The organism is Verrucosispora sp. TAA-831 (assembly GCF_050780145.1).
In the GTDB taxonomy this organism is placed as follows: domain Bacteria; phylum Actinomycetota; class Actinomycetes; order Mycobacteriales; family Micromonosporaceae; genus Micromonospora.
On sequence record NZ_CP192240.1, the window covers coordinates 492,593 to 509,828 of the forward strand.

Here is a 17,236-nt window from a genome sequence, read left to right on the forward strand (position 1 = left end):
GCGGCGGCTCACCCCGGCCGTCGCAGGGTGGCGGCCGGCGGCAGCTCGACCGTCTCGCCGCCCACAGCGAACAGGCGCTCGAACGCCTCCCGGATCGCCGGGTACTCGCCAGTGGCCGGCACCCCCACGCAGTGGGCAAACGTGGCGGCGAACGCGGCGTCGGTCGGTGCGACGTACCTCGGCGGCTCGGCGCTGACGGTCTCTGCGGCGAACTTGGCCGCGTATCCCTCCCGGCGACGAGCAAGCGCATCCTTGTGTGCGAGTAGTGGCCGGGCCATCACGGCCGCCTCGTGCCTGGACTCGCTGAGGTTCAGGGCAAGTCCGGTTGGGGCGGCGGTTGTGGCGGCCATCAGGCGGCGCCCCGTCCGGAGGCCAGCCCGTTCTCGCGCCGCCACTGCCGCTTCTCGCGCCGCTTGGCACGCTTGCGGAGGTGACGCTTCCCGCCGTCTCCGGTGGCCTCGTCGCGCCAGCGATGCAGACCGGCGCCCCGGCTGCGCAGGATCACGCCCCTACTGCGCGCCATGTTCTCCCCCTTGATGGTTGCTTCTACTATCAAGATAGAGCATCAGGGCGGGGCTTGGTAGTGAATCGGCCGAACCCGCCCAGACGGAGAACCCGCAGGCCAGCCCGGGTGTCCGTTCGACACGGCGATCCGCTGGATACCGTGGAACCGTGATCAACCTCGACGCCTGGTGGGCCGCCCTCACCAACACCGACCGCGCCCTGTTCGCCGCGCACACCGACACATCCCCGCTGCCCGCCGAGGTGGCGCAGCGCGCCCGCGAAACCAGCCTCATCGTGCCCGCCGCCGTCGCCTCGGACCGTAGCGAGGTCCGCTTCGACTGGCCCGAGCAGACCGCCGAGTTCCTACGTCGCAAGGCGGCAGAACGCGCCGAGCACACGACCCAGGAGACGTGACGGCGAGTCGCATCCATGGTGTGGATGGGCGGCGGCCATGCCGATCCGGCGCGCCCCCACCGGCCGAACCGGCGCGGGGACAGGTCCGCATGGTGGTGCACTCACCGTGTTCGGTCGTGTAAGCTCCGTGGAAGCTTCTTCCTCTAGCGAGGTGGAGCAGAAGGGCGGGAGGTCATCCTTAGGGATTCCTCCCCGCGCATTCAGCTAGCTCGTCAGTGGCGGTCGCAGCTCAAGACGAGAACTAGCAGCAGGACCAAAAGGACGAGTTCGGTTGCAGCCGACTCGACCAAAAGGACGAGTTCGGTGGCTGCCGACTCGTCCTTTCCTGTTGTCGCCCTTAGGTTGGCGGCAACCTCGAAGACCAGAGCAAGGCTTACGAGTAAGCCAGAGCCCGGGTCTGGATCCTCAGGCTGACTAGCTCCTGCACGAACACGACGGAGCCCCCGACCCGCAGGCCAGGGGGCTCCGTCGAGCCTTGCGCTACACGGCAGGCGCGGCCAGCATCGCCGGCACGTCCGAGGCGGCCAGCAGCCGCACCCGACCCGCGTCCAGCCCCGCCGGGTGCAGCGCGAACACCTCCGCGCCATCCGGCACCGGCAGATCCCCCCGCAGCAAGAGCTGCAACTCGGCGGTCGCCGCGTCCTCCGGCGACGCCTGCTCCGCCCCGCTGCCGCCCCGCAGCCGCTCCGCGAACGCCGCCACCGACTCCTGCTCGCCCCGCCGGAACAGCCCCATACCGTCCGGGCCGCGCACGATCACCTCACGGGCGCGGGCGGCGGCGATCCACCGGCCCAACTCGCCCAGGGTGACCCGGCCACCGGCCGCGAACGACGCATCCAACGCCCCGACGATCTCGGCGATCCGGTCGCCGTGCCGCGCCACCGAGTGGTAGGTGCCGGTGACGTGGGCCTCCACGTCGAGCCACCGCATTGTCCGCTGCTCCAGGTCCACGACCAGCGGGATCGTGACCGTGCCCGGCCCGGTCAGGTCGAACCGCTGCTCGACGGCACGGGCCTCGAACACGTCCCTACGCTTGCCGAGGCTGTCGCGGAGCATGAAACCGGCGAACGCCTCCGCCATGTCCGTGAACCGCACGTTGTTGAAGCTGAACAGCGACATGACCGCCCAGCGGGCACCCTGCCGGCGCATCGCCTCCATGTCGAGGTCGACGAACTCGGCCGAGCCGTGCGGCGCCGGGGCGGACGTCCAGTCACCCGAGTGCACGGCACCGTCCATCCAGCGCAGGTTGGTGTAGTCGCACTGTCCGATGCGCCCCCGCCGCTCGTCGTAGATGGCGACCGACAGGTCCAGGTCGACGCGCTGCTCGGGTGTCTCCATCCAGTGCGTGAACAGCCGCAGCACCTGCCCCTGCGGGATCGGCAGCACCGAACCGCGCGCCAGGGTCACCAGCGACCGGGACGCGGTCCGCTCCGCGAACGGCGCGACCACACCGTCCAGTGCGGTGTCCACCACCGCCCGGTCGACGGCGGGCAACGCGGCGGCCCGCTCGATCAGGGCACCCGTCAACGCCGCCTCGACACCCTGGACGACGCGGCCGGGCAGCGGTGCCCGGTTGTCCGGGATGACGTGGGCTCGCCCGCTGCGACCGGCGGGCCAGAACACCCGCGAGAACCGCTGCTCGCTGCGGGTACGGATCGCGCCGAGGGCCGACAGGACCACCGCCGGAGCGGCCTTGCGGGCAGCGAAGCCCAACGCGTCGACCGCCTGGTCGGCGAGGTGGGGCACGGGCGCGGTACGCAGCAGGTGGTCGGCGCGGCGCAGCATCTCCCCGGGCCGGTTGACGAGCCGCGTCAGCAGCAGACCCGTATCGCCGCTGGCCAAGGACTCCTCGACGTACCGGCCGTGGGTGTCGACACGCAACCGGCCACCCTCGATCCACAACCCTCGCGGTCGCCCGTCGACCAGCGCGGTGATGGTCTCGCCTGCCGGGTGCCGATCCAGGCTGGTGCCGCGCAGCGCCGCGAACGCGACCGCGACCGACGGCCACCGGTGGGCGTACTCGCCCGGGTGCAGCCGCTCCCCGACAGCGATCCACGCCCGCCGGTGACGGCGCATGTCCTCCACCAACTGCACCGGCCCGATGCGGTCCAGGGCGGCCAGCAGGGCACGCCGCACGGGCCGGGACACCGGCGCGAGACGCGGACGGCCGATCAGCGACTCACCGCCGGACAGCGCCACCAACAGCCGCAGCACATCAGTGGCCGTACCGACCAGCGCCATCACGTGCGCCTCGACGGCGGCCAGGTCGATGGGGGCGGTGAGCAGCCACGCCAGCAGGCGTGCCTTCGTCTCCCGCCCCGGCACCGTCTCCGGCAGCCACGACACGTCGCCACGGTCCTCGGCGGCGAGCAGCAGCGCCAGGTCGTCGTTGTCGGCCGGCGACAGCGCCGACGGGCGGGCCAGCAGCCCCAGCAGCTCGGCGCGCACGTCGTCACGCAGCGGCCCGCCGAGGTGCAGCACCCGCAGCCGCGTCGGGCCGGGCGCATCCACCGGCCGCCGCTGCTGCGGCACCGCCTCGTCCCGGACCGCCAGGTACGGGTCGGCGGGGTCGATGTGCCGGTGACAGATCGGGCAGCCGGAGAACACCGCCGGGTCGAAACACGACGTGCACACGAGGTGGGCGCACGGGTTGACCGGCTGCACCGTGCCCACGGTCGAGCACAGCACACACGGCTGCTCCGGCACCTGGAACAGCCGCGCCAGGATTCGGCCGATGTAGAGGCCCAGGGTGTTCGCGGGGACGTCGTCGGGGAAGCGCCGGAACAGCGGCTGGTAGGTGCGGGCGGCACCGACCAGCTCGTCACAGTCGGCCAGGAGCCGGGTGCCGACGCCGACGAGGTCGGCGGTGTCGAGCCGCAGCAGGGCGTCACGGAGAGCGGGGGAGAGCAGCCAGCCCCGGTCAGCGAGGTCGGCTTCGAGGACGGTCACGCCAGCGTGGGCGTCGGGGTTGAACCGGTCGGCACCGGGGCCGGGGTAGACGACGCCACGGCGGCGCAGCAGGACCCGGACGAGGGTCGCGGGCCGGGCCCGTACGGTCTCGGTGCGGGTAGTGGACGCCACGACGATCACCTCTGCTTCCGGGGTGTGGGCGGGTGCGGACATGCGTGCGGGGCCGGTGATTGGATGCGCTAGTTCTCAGCCATTTGAAAGGGTTAGAAGGAAGCACACCCGGGAGCCGGCCCCGCAGGTCTCACCATAGCAGCTCGATCGTAGATCGTGCGACCAATCCGCTTGCTCGTGTCTCCACAGCGGATGGCACACAGGTTGGAGGCCGGGACCGGGATCGAACCGGCGTACGCGGTGTTGCAGACCGCTCCCTAACCACTCGGGCACCCGACCTTGACGCGCCCCCGGCAGGATTCGAACCTGCGACCTCAGCGTCCGGAACGCCGCGCGCTATCCCCTGCGCTACGGGGGCATGGTGGGAGCGGAGAGGTTCGAACTCCCTGAGCGCGAACGCACCCGGGTTACAGCCGGGCCCACCTCACCATCGGTGGCGCACTCCCTCGGGGTGACTGGCGGGCCTCGAACCCGCGACCTCCCGGGCCACATCCGGGCGCTCTACCACTGAGCTACAGCCACATCTTCGGCCCGAAGGCCAGTGCCCATGCCTGGACTCGAACCAGGGCAACCCGGTGTGTGGGACCGGTGCTCTGCCACTGAGCTACACGGGCTTGGCTCCGACGGCTGGACTCGAACCAGCACCAGGCTTCCACCTGAACGGATTAACAGTCCGCCCCGATACCAATTACGGTTTACGTCGGAATGAGTGGAGCCGACGGGATTTGAACCCGCACACACCGGATTGAAAGCCCGGGGACCTGCCAGTTAGTCGACGGCTCCATGGTGCTCGGTGGAGGTACCGCCCCTCCCACCTCCGCCATGTCACGGCGGCGCTCTGCTGCTGAGCTAACCGAGCTTGGTGGCGGGACCGGGAGTCGAACCCGGGAACCTCTGGGTTATGAGCCCAGCGCGCTTCCATGACTGCGCCATCCCGCAAGTGGGCCGCCGGGGACTCGAACCCCGAACCTACCGATTAAAAGTCGGCAGCTCTACGCCATTGAGCTAGCGGCCCGCGCGTCCCCCGGGCAGGACTCGAACCTGCGACGACCCGGTTTAGGAAACCAGCGCTCTATCCGCTGAGCTACCGGGGGAAGTTGGTACGCCGCCAGGGACTCGAACCCTGCACTTACCGATTAAGAGTCGGCAGCTCTACCCCATGAGCTAGCGGCGCGTGGCGGAAGGTAAAGGAGTTGAACCCTCGGGCTCTCACCCGGTGCCGGTTTTCGAGACCGGTTGCGGACCTGTTCCGCACTACCCTCCATGCGTCGGGTACGGGCGATTCGAACGCCCATCCTCTGCCTCCCGAAGGCAGCGCTCCACCAAATTGAGCTAGTACCCGTTGAGTCGGGACGGGGAGTCTCGAACTCCCGGCCTCCGGTTCCCCGAACCGGTGCGCTACCCCTGCGCCACGTCCCGATGTCCGACCGACGCCCGGCAGCCGGCGGGTGGCGGCTACCACCCCAACGACTGCCGGACGGCGGGCAAAGGTCGTCTCACATGAGGAGCTACGCTCCCGGCCCGCGTTTCCCGTCGCCTCTCACCGGAGCCACCGGCTACCCACGACGGGCGTCTTCCGAACGAGCCCCCGACAGGAATCGAACCTGCGACTTCGACGTTCGTAGCGTCGCGCTCTATCCACTGAGCTACAGGGGCAAGACTGCTCTTGCGTGCCGACGGCTGGATTTGAACCAGCGGCCCCCGCCTTATCAGGGCGGTGCTCTAACCGGGCTGAGCTACGACGGCTTGGCGAAGGGTGAGAGATTCGAACTCCCGGCGGGCGGACCCGCTCCGCGCTAGCAACGCGGCGCCATCGACCAGACTCGGCCAACCCTTCACGGTGGTCGACGCCCCGCCGGGCGCACCGGTCTAGCCCTTCACGCACACGACCTGCTTGAGGTGTGCGACCACCTCGACCAGATCGGTCTGCTGCGCCATCACGGCGGTGATGTCCTTGTACGCGCCGGGAATCTCGTCCACCACCCCGGCGTCCTTACGGCACTCCACCCCGGCGGTCTGGGCCGCCAGGTCGGCCGTGCTGAACGTCCTCTTCGCCTGCCCGCGTGACATCCGGCGGCCAGCACCGTGCGAGGCCGAGCAGTACGCGTCGGCGTTGCCCCTGCCGCGCACGATGTACGAGCCGGTGCCCATCGAGCCGGGGATGATGCCCAGGTCACCGGCACCTGCCCGGATCGCGCCCTTGCGGGTCACCAGCACCTCCACGCCGTCGTACGTCTCCTCGGCGACGTAGTTGTGGTGGCAACTGATCGGCTCGTCGTAGCCGACGTGCGGGAACCGGTCCCGGACCACGTTCATCAGCAGCGCCAGCATGACCGCCCGGTTGCGGCGCGCGTACTCCTGCGCCCACCACAGGTCCCGCCGGTATGCGTTCATCTCCGGCGTGCCGGACAGGAACACCGCCAGGTCCCGGTCGGGCAGGTCCGCGTTGTGCGCCAAGGTCCGGGCCACGGCCATGTGCCGCTCCGCCAGCTCCTTGCCGATGTTCCGCGACCCGGAGTGCAGCATCAGCCACACCCGCCCGGCGTCGGCACCGCCCTGCTCGATGCACACCTCCACGAAGTGGTTGCCGCCGCCGAGGGTGCCCATCTGGCTGTGGGCCCGACCCTCCAGCCGCCCCACCCCTTCGTGGAGGCCATTGAAGCGCCGCCAGAAGGCATCCCAGCCGGCCTGCTCCAGGCCCCGGACCCGACGCGGATCCACCGCGGCATCGCGCTGCGCGAACCCGACCGGAATCGTGTCCTCGATCGCGTGGCGCAGCCCGGCGAGGTCGTCGGGCAGGTCGGCGGCGGTCAGGGAGGTGCGGACCGCCGACATGCCGCAGCCGATGTCTACGCCGACGGCAGCGGGGGAGACGGCCTGCCGCATGGCGATGACGGAGCCGACGGTGGCGCCCTTGCCGTAGTGCACGTCCGGCATCACCGCGACGCCCTGCACCCACGGCAGCGCCCCGATGTTGCGGAGCTGCTGGGCGGCCAGCGGCTCGATGCTGTGCGGGTCGGTCCAGACCCGTACCGGGGCGCGGGTGCCCGGCAGTGTCGAGTAGTTCATGATCGTCGCCTCCTGTGGTCGGCTGTTCTGCGATCTCTGCGCCAACGACGGGGATCGAACCCGCGGCCACCCGATCGACAGTCGGGCGCTCTGCCACTGAGCTACGTCGGCATGGTGGAGTCGGACGGAATCGAACCGACGACATCCCGCTTGCAAAACGGGTGCTCTACCAACTGAGCTACGACCCCATGCGTACCCGGAGCGGGATTCGAACCCGCACAACTCTGCGGTCTGAACGCAGCGACTTTGCCAATTTGCCCACCCGGGCGAGTGGTTCTACGTGCCGACGCCCGGTGTCGAACCGGGGACCTCTCCGTTATGAGCGGAGCGCTCTGGCCACCTGAGCTACGTCGGCGAGAGAGCCACCGCCCGGACTCGAACCGGGTGCCTACGTCTTACGAGGACGTCGCTCTGCCAGGTGAGCTACAGCGGCAAGGCTGTGGAGCCAGCGGCGGGAGTCGAACCCGCACCTGCCGATTACAAGTCGGCCGCACGGCCACCCGCGCTACACCGGCAAGGGAAAGGGCGGGGCCGCACCTTGCGGGCCTGATGGACGGGGCGTCTTTCAGGCCATCCGCGATACTTCACCCCGACTGCCGCAGTGCCGGTCAAGCCGGTCTGCCGTCCTGGGAAATAGCCACCTAGCGATCTTCGGGGTGCGGCCCCACCAGCGATGTTACGGAGTGCCCCTGACACTCCGCGGCACGAAACGCTCACCGACGCGGCGGGTCCATTGCCAGCGGTCCCGATCCGGGGTCTAGACCAAGGTTGCAGCCGCTGGCGGGCCGCGAGCTGGTGTGCTTCCCGTTCACGCTCGCCCGTGCACAGGCATTGCGACCGCGTTGGTCAGCGTTTCGTGCGTTGAGCTGGGAGCGGAGGACTCGAACCTCCAACCTTCCGGGCCAGAACCGGATGTGCTGCCAGTTGCACCAGCTCCCACCGGGGCCGGCGGACCGCAGAGGATCCGCCGGCCGGTGTCAGCGCTGCGCCAGCGACCCCCATGCCGGCACGGTCGGCTTGATGCGCAGCACCATGCCGGCCTCGGCCGGGGTTCGGTCGTCCTTCGCCCCGTTGCAGGGCGCGCACGCGCTGACGGTGTTCAGCCAGGCGTTCTTCCCGCCCCGGGAGCGGGGCAGGATGTGGTCGACGGTGGCGGCCGGGCCGCCGCAGTAGCCGCAGCGGCGTCCGTCGCGGGCCAGGACTCCGGCCCTGGACCAGGCGGGGCCGTGGCTGTACCGCCAGCGTGTGACCACGTACCGGACCAGCCGGACGACCTTCGGCATCGGGAAGACACCGATCAGGCGGTCCGGTTCGGCTTCGTGAATTTCGGCGACCCGGCGGCACAGCATCCGGATCGCGTGGGCGACCGTGACCCGGTGCAAGGGGCCGAGGTCGGCGTTGATGACGAGCACTGCGTCCACGGCCCCTCCTTTCTCCTGATCGGTCCGTGGGGTGGTGTGGACTTGTTGACTTACGAGCGGCTGGCGGGATTCGAACCCGCGTCCTCCACGATGGCAACGTGGCGCGCTACCGGACTGCGCTACAACCGCATGACCAGGCCAAAACTGCTATCCTGGTCAGGTGCACCCCGGGTGTGGCCTCTGATTCAAGCCCCCCGGGGTAAGCCATGTCTTGAGCCGTCGGGCGGGATCGAACCGCCGACCTCGCGCTTACCGGGCGCGGACTCTGCCAACTGAGCTACGACGGCGCGGCGGGTTACCTCTCCCTACGGGCGGGAACGTGCCTCTCACCCCGAGGGTGATTTGGTCCCGCTGGTGCCGGGGCTGCCGGCCGCACGATTCCCGTGGTCCTATCGAGGCGTCGCGTACCCCGGGCGGGGGTCGAACCCGCGCTGACCGCTACTTGAAGGCGGTGCCTCTACCGTTGGGCTACCGGGGCTTGGCTCCGGGTGCAGGAATCGAACCTGCGTCCTCTCGATCCAAAGTCGAGGGGCCCAGCCAGCAGAGCAACCCGGAACGAAGTGGAGCGGTACCGGGGAATTGAACCCCGACCGGCTGATTGGAAGTCAGCAGCTCTGCCGTTGAGCTAGTACCGCATGACGTTGCGTAGGCCAAGTCGGGCTCGAACCGACGATCTCCGCCTTGAGAGAGCGGTGAGCTTTGCCAACAGCTCCACTGGCCCATGGAGTCGGCGGGGAGCCGGGACCTCGCCCGGGAGGTTCACCCCGCCAACGTGCCCACCTCCGGCGTCGAACCGGAAACCTCCCGATCTTCAATCGGGCGCTCTACCACCTGAGCTTGGAGGGCGTGAATGTGTGGACCCACCCGGGTTCGAACCGGGGACCTTCGCCCTGCCAGAGCGACGCGCTACCAACTGCGCCATGAGCCCGCATTGTCGACATCCCCGGCCGGCGACGGCAGTTGCTGCCGCCGGCCGGGTGTCGTCTGTATGCCATCCGCTGTGGAGTTCTCAATGATCATCACCAATCCGACCCGAAGGCCGGGGTGCTGAGCAGGGGCGACAGGGCTCGAACCTGCAACCGCCGGATTTGGAGGCCGGTGCGCTACCAGTTGCGCCACACCCCTATGCGTGTACGAAAAAGCCGCCCGACCCGTTGGCTGGGTGGGCGGCTGTCGTGCTTGATGTTGCGGCTAGCCGCGCCACCTACCAGGCTTGGAGTTGTCGGAGTATCCGGCGATGGCCGGGCACCACTCACCGCGCAGCGAAAGCTGCGTGGCTGGCGTCGCGTGGCGCATCATGACCGGCTCACTCCTCATCGGATCGGCGTTACTGGTGACGGTAGGCCCCGGAGATCCGCACCGGCAACGCATTTACGTGCCGGGCGGCTCCGGAGAGTGCCGCTCGCATCACCGTACGGTAACGACAGTGGGTGTGTCCAGGACGAATCGGGACAGAACCGGACCTCAGTCGACGGACTCGGCTACGCCGAGGTGCACCAGGCGCAGCGTCTGCCCGAGCAGCAGGCGGGCCTCCTGCTCCAGCGCGGCCTCCGCGTCCTGCCGGCGCGCGTCCAGATGGTCCACCAGGGCCGCCTCCGCGTCGGCCGGTAGCCCTGCCCGCAGGATCAGGGCGCGCTCCGGCGGCACCTCCCACGCGGTCGGTCGTTCATCCGGTCCGCCGCCTCGCCACACCCGCTGGGCGCTGCCCGGTCGCCACCGTAGGCCACGGTCCAGGGCGTCGAGGGTGGACCGGTGGGGTCGCCGATTGCAGGTGGTCTCGATGGCGCTGACGGTGCGTAGCGCGACCTCGGCCCGGTCGGCGAGCTGCTTCTGCGTGAGTCCGAGTCCGGCGCGGCGGGCGACGACTGCGCGGGCGAGGCGGACCGCTGCGGAGTTCTGGCGCAGTGCATCGGTTTTGGCGGCTGCCTGTTCTTCGGCGGGTTTCGGGCAGGGCCAGGCGACAGGTGTCAGGGGGACGCCGTCTGTGCTGTACGAGCAGCCTTGGCAGATGCGGGCGCTGGGGACGAGTTGCGGGAAGTCGTTGTTGGCGTGGACGGGCTGGTGGAGGTGTTGGGGTGTGCCTCCTGTGCTGGCGGTGATCATCCCGTGACGGTATCTGAGTCGATCTAACTTTGGCGTCGGGCGGTGGGAGCGGATTGCCTGCTCACGGCCCCGTCGTCATGTCTGATCGGACGGGCCACACAGGGGCCACTCGTCCAATCGCCGATCACCCATCGACAGGGCCGATACGCGCCTCGGCCCGGATCGCCGCATACCCGTCCTCGATCGCCTCCCGCACCCGGACCAGGGTCTGCATATCCCGATCGACCAGACCATCGCCTGGTGCCCGGTCGCTGAGGGACCAGCGCAGATCATGCAGGGCGTCGAGGTACTCCTGCCAGGCCCGCCGCGTCCTCGCCGAGGACAGCAGCAGCACGCGACCAGTGATCCCGGCCAGGTCTCCGGTGCTACCCGGCGGGATCGGGTCGTGCTCGGTGGACTGGCCGGTGAGGACATCGAGCCGCCGCCCGGTCGCAGCCAGCTCGGTGAACACGTCGGCATACAAGGTGAGGCGGGCGTCGTCTACCCGCGCTGACCGCTGCTGGCGCCCCTGGATCGCCGCGCCGAGGCCGATACCGGCGAGGGTGCTGACGACAGCGATCACGGTAGGCACGACCTCAGTCACGACAGGGATCGTGACAGGTCAACGCAACGCTGCGGGCGCGTCAGCGACGCGACGACAGCCGGTAGGAGGTGGCGAGCAGCATCGCAGCCGCGAACAGCAGCACCGCCACAGTCAGCCGCTCACCGCTTCTCCACTTCCCATACCGGCTCGGGAAACTCCACCCAATGCGTCACGTTGGCGAACTTTACGTTGCGGCCCACGTCGCCGTCTGCTTCCCAGAAACCGCTGTACGGGGTGTTGCGGTCGTCCGGGTTCGTGCGTAGCGGCCAGCCTGAGACGATGCTTCCGTCGAAGAGAAAAGCGACCCGACCGGTGAGGTTGTCCATGTCGGGCAAGCCGTCTTCGGCGATCGAGTGCACGCGGACAGTTAGGTCACTGGGCATTGCGGGCTCCATGCTTGGCGCGGGCATCGACTACGTAGAAGTCAATCAGATGCATGTGCCACACACCGTGCGCCCACCCGGAGTCCTCGAATGCTTCGACCTCGTCCGGGTCGGCGTTGTCGTCCCAGGACGGACAGCCGGGCACGTCGCACTCCTCCCAGCCGTCCAGCGGGCCGCCACTCACCAGGCATCCTCGGCAGCGAGCAGCACGCGGCGGGCCCGGACGTACTTCCGGCGCAGGCGGTCCGCGTCGGCGTCAGGCAGCAGCGCCAGCCGGTCTGGTAGCGAGTTGTGGGCGTTGTCGGCCAGCTTCACCAGCAGGCCGAGCGGGTGCGCGGCGGCACGCCACACCGCGTCCATGTACGTTTCGCCCTCGCGTTTGGTGACGGCGTCGACGGCATCGACCACCTCCGCCGGGTAGCTGGCGGCCCGCAGGTCGTCGAGGGTGACGGCGGTGTCCTCCACCACGTCGTGCAGCAGCGCGGCCATGAGGACGTGATCGCCGTGGCCCTGCTCGGCGAGCATCGCGGCGACGGCGCGCGGGTGCGCGATGTACGGCTGCCCGGCCTTGTCGAGTTGGCCGAGGTGGGCGGCGGCAGCGAGCCGGTCGGCGTCTGCGACGGTCGGGCCGCTCACCGCGTCACCGCCTCTCCCGCATCGGTGCGTCCGATCAGGTACCCCGGCGCGACCCACGGCACGATCGGCAGGCCGCCCAGCTCCCGGTCCACCAGGCCCACGAACTCGCCGGCCGTGCGCAGCATGTCGTCGGCGTCCTGGCCGGTCACCACCTCGGGGATACCGGTCTCGGCGGCGGCCCGCGTGCTGGCGGTGGTGGCGAAGTGGGTCGCCCACTCGGCCAGCTCGGGCGCGACCTGGGCGAGCTGCACCCACACGCCCGGTACCCGGCGCCGTTCCTGGCGGTTCGTGACGGCGGGCGGCCGGGCGCGGGAGGCGAGTACCGCAGCGGCGGCGCGTAAGGCGGCCATGTGCGCGGCGGCGTACCTCAGGCCCACGGCCTCGGTGGCGGCGGCCTCGGCGAGACCCTGGCGGGCCATCGTGAGGAGCTGCGCGGGTGTGCGGTGCGGCAGCAGGTGAGCAGGCACGGCGGTCTGGTCGGTCATGGTGTCCTCCGGTTCTCGGATGGGTCAGCCGCGTCCGGCGGCACGGTCGGCGGTTTCGTCTCCGCCGCCCTCGCACCACGAGCACGGCGGGCTTGGTGCCAGGTGGCAGCGGCAGCCCGGCTCGTGCTCTGCCTCGTCGTCCACGAGCACGGCAGCGGCCTTCCGGCCCCGGGCCGGCGGGTTGGCCCGGTAGCGGGCGCGGCGGCGGGCGTTGCGGGCGTCCTTCCTGGCCTGGCGATCTGCGGCACGTTTCGCGGAGATCGTCTCGCCGAGTCGGCGGAACGCCTCGAACATGCCGTCGACGCCGCTTGGGTCAGCGTCGAAGTGGGCGGCGGCCTCGTTCACCAGCTCGTCCGGGGCCCTCCGATGGCCACCAGTCATTCCGGTGTCTCGGTCGGCGCGGGCAGCTCGCCGCCAGCGAGCGCGGTGCGCGCGATGCAGCAGGAGCACCACCGGCCAGCGCTGTCCGGAGCATCGGGGGACCGGGTGGGGGCGTCCACGCACGATGCGCCCTCCGTGTAGTTCTCGCACTTCGTGCCGATCAGTTCCAGCGCGCGGCGCATCGGCTCGTTGACGCCGAGGTAGTCGCCGTCGTACCCCCATCCCTGGTAGTGCTCACGGACGGTCTGCTGTAGCTGCTCGGCGACCCGTAGGGCGTTGTCGGCGGCGAGGTGCATCGCGGTTTCCTTGGCGTCGCCGTGCGGGTTGTTGAGGTCCACCGGGCAGGTGGCGCGCAGCCAGACGTGGGGGCCATCGGCGGCCGACGATTCGGACACTGTGACGTGCCCGCCGTACTCGGACGGGATGGGGGGCAGGTGGGTGAAGCCCCGGTCAGTGGTCGTCTTGACCAGGTGCGCGGGGATGCTCGTGGTGCCCATCGGGTTCCTCCTCGGTGTGACAGTCGTATCGATGTTGCTACTCTCTTGCGCAGCCCAGGGCCTACTGTCTGGGCGAGTCGGCCCGGGATCGCGGTGTTGGTAGCACCGTCCCGGGCCGCACCATCTCAGGAGCGCTGCGCCCTCCGTGCCTGGAACACGTTCGGGTCGGTGATCTCCCAACCGGGGGACGCCGAGTAGCCAGGCAGGTAGCCGATCGCACGGTGGCGCAGCGCCTCACAGAACGCCGCTGCCTCGCTGTTGCCCCACTCCGCGTGCTCGCACGCCTGGTACTCGTAGCCGTCGAGCGCCTTCAACACGACCAGCGGGTTCGGGCTGCCGGGCAGCCTGACGAACTCGTACGGCTCCTCAATCTCGTCCTCGCGGTATCGGAAGTTGACGCTGCGCATGTTCTCGGCCAGCAGCACCGCGCCGACTCGTCCCGCGCTGTCGCGGGTCAACTCCCGGAGGTTGCGCCACCGGTCCTCGTAGCCGGCGTTCGGGTCCAGCCGGGGATACCACCAGCGCAGCGGGTCGTCGGGGCCGCGCCGCAACTCCAGGCCAGCGGTGAGTAGGGCGTGGATGTGGGTGATGCCTACGACGTACGCGGACATGGCGGGCTCCTTTGGTTCTCGGCGGTCAGGCGTGGGCGAGGGCCGCGCGGAAGGCGACGTCGAACGGAATGACTCCGTTCGCGGCCTCCCAGTCCTCTTGGGCGCGGGCGTCCCAGTAGCCGCGGTCTTCGAGGGCGCGTTCGGCGGCCATTTCGGCGGCGTGGTCGGCGTTGGCGTCCTCGTCGAGCTGGTGCCACCGCAGGTAGCACTCGCGGACGGCGTCGACGGTTTCGTGTCGGGCGTTGTCGTCGTGGTGGTTGCCGCAGCGGATGCCCGTGGTGGTGACGATCGGGAATCCGAAGTCGTCGTACGTGATCATCACTGCCCCCTGTGCTTGATCGTGCTTCCTACTATCAAGCTACAGCGGTAGGGCCAGTCTTGCCAGTGTTTCGGCAAAACCGGCCCTACGCGTCACACCCCGGGCAACTCGTCCCACCGCAGCTCAGGCCACGGCGCAACACGCACCGACGGCTCGCCCGCCTCCACCACGGCCACAACCGCGTCGACCACCTCCGGATCGCCCACCGCCACCGACGCCACCACACGCTCCACCATCACCGCGTCGGCGAGATCCAGCGCCACCATCAGGCGGCCGGTCGCGTCCTGGCCCTCGGGCTCATCCATGGCCACCAGTATTGAGCTAGCCAGCTAGCCCGATCTCACCGGCGCCGCAGCGCCACGACACACCGCCCGTAGGCCAGTGCGGAGAAGAACGCGGCCGGCACCGCCACCGGCACCTCCCACGTGCCGAGGGGCATCACCCACGACACGATCCCGGCCGTGCCCAGGTGCACCAGCAACGCGAGCAGCGCCACCGCCAGCACCAACAGCGACAGACCGGAACCCAGCCGCAGCGCGAACCGGGCCATCACCGGCCACCCGCCTGCTGCTGACCGGCGGCCTGCTCGCGGGTGTCGCGCCCGTGATCCGCAGTCCACTCGCCCGACTCCGTGTCGCAGGTGCGGCGGCCTCGCCTGTCGGCACCAGCCGCCATCGCCCCGAACACCATCGCCGCACGCCGATTGGCCTCCGCCGCGTTCACCGCTGCACCAGCCCGGCCAGGTCCAACACCATGTGGGCGGCCCGCTCACCAACCAGCGGCAGCACCGCCTCCCGCATCGTGCGGATACCGCCGTCGACTGCCTGCGCCCCAATCACCTGGTCGTGGAGGGCAGCCCGGTAGTGGGTGGCGGTGGACAGGTGCAGCATCAGCCGCGACCGGCGGGCCGCGTCGGCGGTGTGGGGCAGCCGTGCGGCGACGCTGACGTACCGGTCGACGTGCACGGCGTACCTGGCGGCGGTGGCCTGCTGCTGCCGGGCCTTCTGCCCGATCATCGGCGGGCGTCCTTCTGTGTCATGCTTCCGGCCATGGTCGGCCTTCCCTTCGGGTCGGTCGGCTCACCCCGGGGCGGGTCGTCGCCCCGCGTGGGGTGGTCCTCTTGATGGGGATGGGGGGCGGCCCGCTTTCTCAGGGCCGAGGCCGCCCCCACGCACAGCTAGCTCTTGGTGCCGGCCTTGTTGCCGTTCTCGGCGGCGGCCTGGGTGCCCTTGGACGGGGACAGGTCGCCGTACGACTTGCCCTCCAACCGGGGATCGGTGATCTTCTTGTCGGCCATCAGGTGTCCTCCTTCTCGGTTCGGATTGGGTCCTCCGGACTGGCGGCCCCCGCGCGCCGCCCTCCCTTCGGGATGCGGCGTTTCAGGTGCGCGGCGGCAGCCTCGATGGCCTTGCCGGGCGACAGATCGCCGTACGACTCGATGTGCTGGCGGGGGTCACTGCTCACCGAGCTGGTGGCCGACGTAGAGGGCCACGAACACTGCGGCGAGCGCGGTCACTGGCCGCTGCCGATCTGCGCCATGGCCACGTAGACCACGGCCCCGCCCAGCAGGAAGAAGAACGGCGGCAACAACACGCCGCTCACGAACGACAGGACCCGACGCCAGAGCGGACGGCTGCGGGGGCGGCTCGCCCTGGTAGCGTCGCCCCAGCCGCGCCGATACGCCTTCTGGACCACCTGCATCCTCTCGGAGATGCGATCCCAGAAGATGCGCCCGAGTGCCTGCCGCCCGGCCTTGGTGGGCTTGAGGCGTGCCTGGTCGTGGTCGCCGACCTTCGCCACCAAGCCGGCGTCGATCGCAACGCGGGCTTCGTGGTTGGCGGCGATGACCCACTGCGCGCCCATCAGGGTGACCCGCCCGTCTCTGGCCGCGACCAGGAACTCTTCCAGGGCGGGCGCGATGGTCCCGGTTTTGGCTTGTTCGATGGCCGCCTGCCGCAGGATCGGGGCGATGGCGACGGTCTTCCCGTGCCCCATCACGCCCACGCCCCTTCCAGGCGCGACTCCGCGATGGCGGCGGCCACGGTCGCACCCCGGGACGGGCGACGGTACGGCTCCCGGATGGTGCGGGTGTTGCCATCGGCGTCGGTGACCTTGGTACGCGGCGCGGGCCGGTTGGCACGCGTGCGGATGCGGGCGGTGCGGCGGGCGGTGTGCTGGATGGACGCGGACATGGCGGTCTCCTCCTGAGACAAGGCGGTGCTTGGGTTGGGTGCCGGAGAGTCCGGCGGAAGGTTGGTGCTCGGGCGGCGAGCCGGGGCGACGCGCCGCCCGGTGTTGCGGTCAGAACTCGCGGGCCGGGATGCCGTTGCGCATCGAGGCGACCAGTTCGGCAATCGCGGCCTCGTCGGCGGGCGACTCCATCTGGTCGAGCAGCGCGTTCAGGTGCTCCACCCGGCGGCGCGACGGCGTGTCGCGGCGGCTCATCGCCATGTGCAGCTCGGCGCGCAGGGCACCGTCGACGGCGTCGCGGATGGTCGCCGGGGAGGCCCCCTGCTCGGCGCCGTAGCGGATGACCCGGTGGATGAGGTTCGCGGCGTCGACATCGGGGGTGGTGAACGTCAGCTCGTCGTACTGGTGGGGGCTGGCGTCGGCGGAGACGCGGATCGCGAAGCCGCCGTCGACCGGCAGGCTCAGGGTGACCCGGTAGGCACCGTAGGTGCGGGGGTCCTGGACGCCGGGCTCAGTGATGACGCTGGCGAGCGTGGTGCTGTTCATGTCGGGGGCCTCT

Annotated in this window: 22 protein-coding genes and 33 tRNA genes; 1 reads left to right on the forward strand and 54 read right to left on the reverse strand. The window is 70.2% G+C overall.

All coding sequences use genetic code 11. The features are described 5' to 3' along the window. Positions 1-8: 8 nt before the first annotated feature. Both ACQVFL_RS02320 and ACQVFL_RS02325 read right to left on the reverse strand, forming a co-directional pair. Complete coding sequence (locus ACQVFL_RS02320; protein WP_431728507.1) at positions 9-350, reverse strand: hypothetical protein; 342 nt, start codon at positions 348-350, stop codon at positions 9-11. Beyond that, positions 350-523 carry a hypothetical protein gene (locus ACQVFL_RS02325; RefSeq protein ID WP_431728508.1) on the reverse strand — a complete coding sequence of 58 codons (174 nt, stop codon included), beginning with the start codon at positions 521-523 and terminating at the stop codon, positions 350-352. Before ACQVFL_RS02325 ends, ACQVFL_RS02320 begins: the two co-directional genes overlap by 1 nt. A gap of 149 nt (positions 524-672) precedes the next feature. On the opposite strand from ACQVFL_RS02325, the gene ACQVFL_RS02330 reads away from it, so the two are divergent. Further along, entirely contained in the window at positions 673-918 is a 246-nt protein-coding gene (locus tag ACQVFL_RS02330; protein WP_431728509.1) for a hypothetical protein, read from the forward strand. A gap of 480 nt (positions 919-1,398) precedes the next feature. On the opposite strand, the gene ACQVFL_RS02335 is transcribed toward ACQVFL_RS02330, so the two are convergent. From ACQVFL_RS02335 to ACQVFL_RS02590, 52 genes are all read right to left on the reverse strand, one after another. Next, positions 1,399-3,999 carry an MXAN_6230/SCO0854 family RING domain-containing protein gene (locus tag ACQVFL_RS02335; RefSeq protein WP_431728510.1) on the reverse strand — a complete coding sequence of 867 codons (2,601 nt, stop codon included), beginning with the start codon at positions 3,997-3,999 and terminating at the stop codon, positions 1,399-1,401. Positions 4,000-4,204: 205 nt separating this feature from the next. Then, positions 4,205-4,278: transfer RNA gene (locus tag ACQVFL_RS02340), tRNA-Cys, on the reverse strand. 6 nt (positions 4,279-4,284) lie between these two features. Next, positions 4,285-4,357: transfer RNA gene (locus ACQVFL_RS02345), tRNA-Arg, on the reverse strand. A gap of 1 nt (position 4,358) precedes the next feature. Next, positions 4,359-4,445 (reverse strand) — tRNA-Tyr (locus ACQVFL_RS02350). A 4-nt stretch (positions 4,446-4,449) separates the two neighbouring features. After that, a tRNA-His gene (locus tag ACQVFL_RS02355) sits at positions 4,450-4,521 on the reverse strand. Positions 4,522-4,541: 20 nt separating this feature from the next. Further along, positions 4,542-4,613: transfer RNA gene (locus ACQVFL_RS02360), tRNA-Val, on the reverse strand. 1 nt (position 4,614) lies between these two features. Beyond that, a tRNA-Asn gene (locus tag ACQVFL_RS02365) sits at positions 4,615-4,704 on the reverse strand. Between the two features lie 5 nt (positions 4,705-4,709). Beyond that, positions 4,710-4,782 (reverse strand) — tRNA-Glu (locus ACQVFL_RS02370). 1 nt (position 4,783) lies between these two features. Continuing rightward, positions 4,784-4,858, reverse strand: a tRNA-Val gene (locus tag ACQVFL_RS02375). A 1-nt stretch (position 4,859) separates the two neighbouring features. Beyond that, positions 4,860-4,938, reverse strand: a tRNA-Met gene (locus tag ACQVFL_RS02380). 2 nt (positions 4,939-4,940) lie between these two features. Further along, positions 4,941-5,014, reverse strand: a tRNA-Lys gene (locus tag ACQVFL_RS02385). 5 nt (positions 5,015-5,019) lie between these two features. After that, positions 5,020-5,093, reverse strand: a tRNA-Arg gene (locus ACQVFL_RS02390). 4 nt (positions 5,094-5,097) lie between these two features. Beyond that, positions 5,098-5,173 (reverse strand) — tRNA-Lys (locus ACQVFL_RS02395). Between the two features lies 1 nt (position 5,174). Further along, positions 5,175-5,262 (reverse strand) — tRNA-OTHER (locus ACQVFL_RS02400). A gap of 5 nt (positions 5,263-5,267) precedes the next feature. Further along, positions 5,268-5,341: transfer RNA gene (locus tag ACQVFL_RS02405), tRNA-Pro, on the reverse strand. A 5-nt stretch (positions 5,342-5,346) separates the two neighbouring features. Continuing rightward, positions 5,347-5,418, reverse strand: a tRNA-Pro gene (locus ACQVFL_RS02410). Between the two features lie 164 nt (positions 5,419-5,582). Next, a tRNA-Arg gene (locus ACQVFL_RS02415) sits at positions 5,583-5,655 on the reverse strand. A gap of 15 nt (positions 5,656-5,670) precedes the next feature. Further along, a tRNA-Ile gene (locus tag ACQVFL_RS02420) sits at positions 5,671-5,745 on the reverse strand. A gap of 1 nt (position 5,746) precedes the next feature. After that, positions 5,747-5,836: transfer RNA gene (locus ACQVFL_RS02425), tRNA-Ser, on the reverse strand. A 32-nt stretch (positions 5,837-5,868) separates the two neighbouring features. Then, complete coding sequence (locus ACQVFL_RS02430; protein WP_431728511.1) at positions 5,869-7,068, reverse strand: RtcB family protein; 1,200 nt, start codon at positions 7,066-7,068, stop codon at positions 5,869-5,871. Between the two features lie 39 nt (positions 7,069-7,107). Beyond that, positions 7,108-7,179: transfer RNA gene (locus tag ACQVFL_RS02435), tRNA-Asp, on the reverse strand. A gap of 1 nt (position 7,180) precedes the next feature. After that, positions 7,181-7,256: transfer RNA gene (locus ACQVFL_RS02440), tRNA-Ala, on the reverse strand. 5 nt (positions 7,257-7,261) lie between these two features. Then, a tRNA-Leu gene (locus ACQVFL_RS02445) sits at positions 7,262-7,336 on the reverse strand. A gap of 13 nt (positions 7,337-7,349) precedes the next feature. Beyond that, positions 7,350-7,423 (reverse strand) — tRNA-Met (locus ACQVFL_RS02450). 5 nt (positions 7,424-7,428) lie between these two features. After that, positions 7,429-7,501 (reverse strand) — tRNA-Thr (locus ACQVFL_RS02455). A 7-nt stretch (positions 7,502-7,508) separates the two neighbouring features. Further along, positions 7,509-7,583: transfer RNA gene (locus tag ACQVFL_RS02460), tRNA-Thr, on the reverse strand. A 351-nt stretch (positions 7,584-7,934) separates the two neighbouring features. After that, positions 7,935-8,007: transfer RNA gene (locus ACQVFL_RS02465), tRNA-Gln, on the reverse strand. Positions 8,008-8,045: 38 nt separating this feature from the next. Beyond that, positions 8,046-8,489, reverse strand: a complete 444-nt coding sequence (locus tag ACQVFL_RS02470) for an HNH endonuclease (RefSeq protein ID WP_431728512.1) — start codon at positions 8,487-8,489, stop codon at positions 8,046-8,048. Between the two features lie 55 nt (positions 8,490-8,544). Then, positions 8,545-8,618: transfer RNA gene (locus tag ACQVFL_RS02475), tRNA-Gly, on the reverse strand. Positions 8,619-8,703: 85 nt separating this feature from the next. Beyond that, positions 8,704-8,776, reverse strand: a tRNA-Thr gene (locus ACQVFL_RS02480). A 192-nt stretch (positions 8,777-8,968) separates the two neighbouring features. Beyond that, a tRNA-Gln gene (locus ACQVFL_RS02485) sits at positions 8,969-9,044 on the reverse strand. Between the two features lie 6 nt (positions 9,045-9,050). Further along, a tRNA-Gly gene (locus ACQVFL_RS02490) sits at positions 9,051-9,124 on the reverse strand. Between the two features lie 11 nt (positions 9,125-9,135). Further along, positions 9,136-9,210 (reverse strand) — tRNA-Glu (locus ACQVFL_RS02495). 52 nt (positions 9,211-9,262) lie between these two features. Beyond that, positions 9,263-9,335 (reverse strand) — tRNA-Phe (locus ACQVFL_RS02500). Between the two features lie 9 nt (positions 9,336-9,344). After that, positions 9,345-9,417: transfer RNA gene (locus tag ACQVFL_RS02505), tRNA-Ala, on the reverse strand. A gap of 124 nt (positions 9,418-9,541) precedes the next feature. After that, positions 9,542-9,614 (reverse strand) — tRNA-Trp (locus ACQVFL_RS02510). 339 nt (positions 9,615-9,953) lie between these two features. Further along, complete coding sequence (locus tag ACQVFL_RS02515; protein WP_431728513.1) at positions 9,954-10,592, reverse strand: helix-turn-helix transcriptional regulator; 639 nt, start codon at positions 10,590-10,592, stop codon at positions 9,954-9,956. A 124-nt stretch (positions 10,593-10,716) separates the two neighbouring features. Then, on the reverse strand, positions 10,717-11,175 hold the full coding sequence (locus ACQVFL_RS02520; RefSeq protein WP_431728514.1) for a hypothetical protein: 459 nt from the start codon (positions 11,173-11,175) through the stop codon (positions 10,717-10,719). 119 nt (positions 11,176-11,294) lie between these two features. After that, positions 11,295-11,534, reverse strand: a complete 240-nt coding sequence (locus ACQVFL_RS02525; RefSeq protein WP_431728515.1) for a hypothetical protein — start codon at positions 11,532-11,534, stop codon at positions 11,295-11,297. A gap of 13 nt (positions 11,535-11,547) precedes the next feature. Continuing rightward, on the reverse strand, positions 11,548-11,742 hold the full coding sequence (locus tag ACQVFL_RS02530) for a hypothetical protein (protein WP_431728516.1): 195 nt from the start codon (positions 11,740-11,742) through the stop codon (positions 11,548-11,550). Further along, on the reverse strand, positions 11,739-12,194 hold the full coding sequence (locus ACQVFL_RS02535; RefSeq protein ID WP_431728517.1) for an HD domain-containing protein: 456 nt from the start codon (positions 12,192-12,194) through the stop codon (positions 11,739-11,741). The genes ACQVFL_RS02530 and ACQVFL_RS02535 overlap by 4 nt, the downstream gene beginning before the upstream one ends. Continuing rightward, positions 12,191-12,679 (reverse strand): SAV_6107 family HEPN domain-containing protein, encoded by a 489-nt coding sequence (locus ACQVFL_RS02540; protein ID WP_431728518.1) that lies wholly within the window; start codon positions 12,677-12,679, stop codon positions 12,191-12,193. The genes ACQVFL_RS02535 and ACQVFL_RS02540 overlap by 4 nt, the downstream gene beginning before the upstream one ends. Before the next feature lie 24 nt (positions 12,680-12,703). Further along, positions 12,704-13,024, reverse strand: a complete 321-nt coding sequence (locus tag ACQVFL_RS02545) for a hypothetical protein (protein ID WP_431728519.1) — start codon at positions 13,022-13,024, stop codon at positions 12,704-12,706. 32 nt (positions 13,025-13,056) lie between these two features. Then, positions 13,057-13,557 (reverse strand): hypothetical protein, encoded by a 501-nt coding sequence (locus ACQVFL_RS02550; RefSeq protein WP_431728520.1) that lies wholly within the window; start codon positions 13,555-13,557, stop codon positions 13,057-13,059. 125 nt (positions 13,558-13,682) lie between these two features. Next, positions 13,683-14,168 (reverse strand): hypothetical protein, encoded by a 486-nt coding sequence (locus tag ACQVFL_RS02555; protein ID WP_431728521.1) that lies wholly within the window; start codon positions 14,166-14,168, stop codon positions 13,683-13,685. Between the two features lie 25 nt (positions 14,169-14,193). Beyond that, on the reverse strand, positions 14,194-14,487 hold the full coding sequence (locus ACQVFL_RS02560) for a hypothetical protein (RefSeq protein ID WP_431728522.1): 294 nt from the start codon (positions 14,485-14,487) through the stop codon (positions 14,194-14,196). A 92-nt stretch (positions 14,488-14,579) separates the two neighbouring features. Beyond that, positions 14,580-14,792, reverse strand: a complete 213-nt coding sequence (locus ACQVFL_RS02565) for a hypothetical protein (RefSeq protein ID WP_431728523.1) — start codon at positions 14,790-14,792, stop codon at positions 14,580-14,582. A 35-nt stretch (positions 14,793-14,827) separates the two neighbouring features. Next, positions 14,828-15,037, reverse strand: a complete 210-nt coding sequence (locus ACQVFL_RS02570) for a hypothetical protein (protein WP_431728524.1) — start codon at positions 15,035-15,037, stop codon at positions 14,828-14,830. 169 nt (positions 15,038-15,206) lie between these two features. Then, on the reverse strand, positions 15,207-15,503 hold the full coding sequence (locus ACQVFL_RS02575; RefSeq protein WP_431728525.1) for a hypothetical protein: 297 nt from the start codon (positions 15,501-15,503) through the stop codon (positions 15,207-15,209). A gap of 496 nt (positions 15,504-15,999) precedes the next feature. Further along, positions 16,000-16,491: a hypothetical protein gene (locus tag ACQVFL_RS02580; protein WP_431728526.1), complete on the reverse strand. Its 492-nt coding sequence runs from the start codon at positions 16,489-16,491 to the stop codon at positions 16,000-16,002. Beyond that, positions 16,482-16,679, reverse strand: coding sequence for a hypothetical protein (locus tag ACQVFL_RS02585; RefSeq protein WP_431728527.1), 198 nt, complete (start codon positions 16,677-16,679; stop codon positions 16,482-16,484). Before ACQVFL_RS02585 ends, ACQVFL_RS02580 begins: the two co-directional genes overlap by 10 nt. Before the next feature lie 109 nt (positions 16,680-16,788). Beyond that, on the reverse strand, positions 16,789-17,223 hold the full coding sequence (locus ACQVFL_RS02590) for a hypothetical protein (protein WP_431728528.1): 435 nt from the start codon (positions 17,221-17,223) through the stop codon (positions 16,789-16,791). Positions 17,224-17,236: the final 13 nt, after the last annotated feature.